This is a genomic window from Oryzihumus sp. (assembly GCF_036391795.1).
Taxonomy (GTDB): domain Bacteria; phylum Actinomycetota; class Actinomycetes; order Actinomycetales; family Dermatophilaceae; genus Oryzihumus.
Window position 1 is genome coordinate 1 of sequence record NZ_DASVZH010000302.1, and the last position, 2,846, is coordinate 2,846.

Here is a 2,846-nt window from a genome sequence, read left to right on the forward strand (position 1 = left end):
CGCAGCCGGCTTCGCCGGAGCAGCGGGAGCCGCCTTGGCGGGGGCTGCGGGAGCCGGCGCAGCCGGCTTCGCCGCAGGGGCCGACTTCTTGGCGGGGGCAGCCGGCTTGGCTGCGCCACCGCCCGCGAGCTCGGCGGGGAACGTCTCGCGAATCTTGCGCACGACAGGGGGCTCGATGGTCGACGACGCCGACCGGACGAACTCGCCCTGCTCCTTCAGATGGTTGAGCAGTGTCTTGCTCTCGACTCCGAGCTCCTTGGCGAGCTCGTAGACCCGGACCTTAGCCACGTTTCTCCTGTCCTCGGTCCGGACCATCGAGAGATCGACAGGCGCGGACCGTCGTTAAAGCTGGGGGGTGCTCATCGGTGAGTACTCATCGGGTGCTCATCAGCGTCTTACCCGCTTTCGGTTGCATGTTCCGACGGCTCCTGGGAGCCATCGACGACGGCCTGCTGCTCCTCGAGCACGTGCGTCCTGACGAGGGAGGTGTCCAGCGGGGCCTTGACGCGCAAGGCCCGCGCGAACGCCCTGCGTCGCACGGCGAGCTCGAGACATTCGGGTGTCGGGTGCAGCCATGCGCCACGCCCGGGCAGCCGACGTCGGGGATCAGGATGGGCAACGAGCTGCTGCTCCTGCTCATTCCACACCGCGACGACTCGCAGCAGTGACGACCGGTCGTCGCGGGTACGGCAGCCCACACACGTGCGTGCCGTGGAGTGGGATCGCCGCACACGGACGTCTTGCGTCCGATCGGTCTGGACCACTCTACCGCCTAACGCCCGTCCTCCGCGCCAGCCGCCTCAGGCGTCACACTCGCACCGGCCGCCGGGGCGGTGTCGGAGCGGATGTCGATGCGCCAGCCGGTGAGCTTGGCGGCCAGGCGGGCGTTCTGCCCCTCCTTGCCGATGGCGAGGGAGAGCTGGTAGTCGGGCACGACCACGCGGGCCGAGCGCAGCGTGGGGTCGACGATCTCGACCGACTGCACACGGGAGGGCGACAGGGCCGCGGCGACGAACTCCTGCGGGTCGGCGGAGTAGTCGACGATGTCGATCTTCTCGCCGTGCAGCTCGGTCATGACCGCGCGCACCCGGGCGCCCATCGGGCCGATGCAGGCGCCCTTGGCGTTGACGCCGGGGACCTTGGAGTGGACGGCGATCTTGGTGCGGTGGCCGGCCTCACGGGCCAGCGCCGCGATCTCGACGGTGCCGTCGGCGATCTCGGGCACCTCGAGCGCGAACAGCTTGCGCACCAGGTTGGGGTGGGTGCGGGACAGCCCGATCTGCGGGCCGCGCGGGCCGCGCTTGACGCTGACGACATAGCAGCGCAGCCGCTCGCCGTGGACGTAGCGCTCCCCCGGCACCTGCTCGGCCAGCGGGAGGATGCCCTCCACGGTGCCGAAGTCGACCAGGACGTTGCGCGGGTCGCTGCTCTGCTGGATCACGCCGGCGACGACGTCACCCTCGCGGCCACGGAAGTCCCCGAGGATCGCCTCGTCCTCGATGTCACGCAGCCGCTGGACGATGACCTGCCGCGCCGTCGAGGCGGCGATCCGGCCGAAGCCCTCGGGGGTGTCGTCGAACTCGGGCCCGGGCTCTCCGCGGGTGCCGTCCTCACCGACCTCGCCCTCCTCACGGGCCCACACCACGACGTGGCCGGTCTTGCGGTCGAGCTCCACGCGGGCGAGGCGGTAGGCGCCCTCGGTGCGGTGGTAGGCCACGAGCATCGCCTGCTCGATGGCGGGGATGATCACGGCCAGGGAGATGTCGCGCTCCCGCTCCAGCGCACGCAGCGCCGCCAGGTCGATGTCCATCAGTCGTCCTCCTCATCAGCGCCGCGGGTGAACTCCACCTGCACCAGGGCGCGCGCTATCTCGGCAAAGGCAAGCGTGTGGTCCGTGGCCGGGGCGCCCTTGGCGCCGTCCACGGACAGGGTGATCCCCTCAGGGCCGGCCGCGACCAGTCGCCCGGTCAGCACCGCGTCGTCGGTCCCGGTGACCTTGACCAGGCGGCCGACGTTGCGGCGGAAGTGCCGCGGCTCGGTCAGTGGCCGCTCGACCCCCGGGGAGGTGACCTCGAGGACGTAGGGCTGGGGGCCCATCGCGTCGCTCTCGTCCAGCGCGGCGCTCACCGCACGGGTCGCGTCGGCGACCTCGTCGAGGGTGAGCGGCGGGACGGGGCTGCGGTCGTCGTCGGCCGCGAGGCCGGACAGGTCGCGGTCGAGGTAGACCCGCACGAGCCGGCGCTTGCCGGCCGGCGTCACGGCGACGTCCTCGATCACGAGCCCGAGCGCGTGCAGCGGCGCCTCGATCGTGGGGCGAATCCGGTCCTTGGTGCTCAATGCCGCCTCCGCTCCCAGTGTTCTCGAGTCGTCCGACACGCATGAGGCACCCACACACGGCCGTCCGTGGTCACACTCTATCGGCTGCGCGGCCAGTCGCATGCCGCCGTGGGGCGCGGGCCGCCCCGTGCCATGATCGGGCGCATGTCGGGGAGGGACGGTATGCCGCGCGCCTGGTCGCGACGCACCGTCCTCATCGCGCTGGGGGTCACCTCCGCGACGGCGCTCACCGGCTGCGGTGTCCGCCTGGAGGACCACACCGGCTCGCTGCCGTTCGTCCCCGAGCGCACGCCGGCGCCCGACGAGCGGACCCTGCTGGCGGCCCTGGCCGGGACCCGGTCGCTGGAGCAGGCCGCCACCTCCGCCCGGACGACGGCCGGCCCGTGGCCGGCGCTGCTCGCCCCGGCCCACCACCAGCAGGCCGCGGTCCTGGAGCAGGTGCTGCGCCAGGCCGGAGTGCCCGTGCCCGCTCCGTCCCCGACCGCCGGCGCCACGACCGGGACCGCCCC

General features: G+C 72.6%; 5 protein-coding genes. 1 reads left to right on the forward strand and 4 read right to left on the reverse strand.

Features of this window, described 5'->3' with window-relative positions:
• The 4 genes from VF825_RS18515 to rimP form a co-directional block, all read right to left on the reverse strand.
• On the reverse strand, positions 1-288 hold a 288-nt coding region (locus VF825_RS18515; RefSeq protein WP_331116144.1), incomplete at its 3' end, for a translation initiation factor IF-2 N-terminal domain-containing protein.
• A gap of 107 nt (positions 289-395) precedes the next feature.
• The gene (locus tag VF825_RS18520) at positions 396-764 is read right to left on the reverse strand and encodes a YlxR family protein (protein ID WP_331116146.1); all 369 of its coding nucleotides are present in this window, start codon (positions 762-764) and stop codon (positions 396-398) included.
• Between the two features lie 8 nt (positions 765-772).
• Positions 773-1,810, reverse strand: a complete 1,038-nt coding sequence (gene nusA, locus VF825_RS18525; protein WP_331116148.1) for a transcription termination factor NusA — start codon at positions 1,808-1,810, stop codon at positions 773-775.
• Positions 1,810-2,337 carry a ribosome maturation factor RimP gene (rimP, locus tag VF825_RS18530; RefSeq protein ID WP_331116150.1) on the reverse strand — a complete coding sequence of 176 codons (528 nt, stop codon included), beginning with the start codon at positions 2,335-2,337 and terminating at the stop codon, positions 1,810-1,812. The genes nusA and rimP overlap by 1 nt, the downstream gene beginning before the upstream one ends.
• Before the next feature lie 144 nt (positions 2,338-2,481).
• On the opposite strand from rimP, the gene VF825_RS18535 reads away from it, so the two are divergent.
• The coding region (locus VF825_RS18535; protein WP_331116152.1) for a hypothetical protein at positions 2,482-2,846 on the forward strand (365 nt) is incomplete at its 3' end.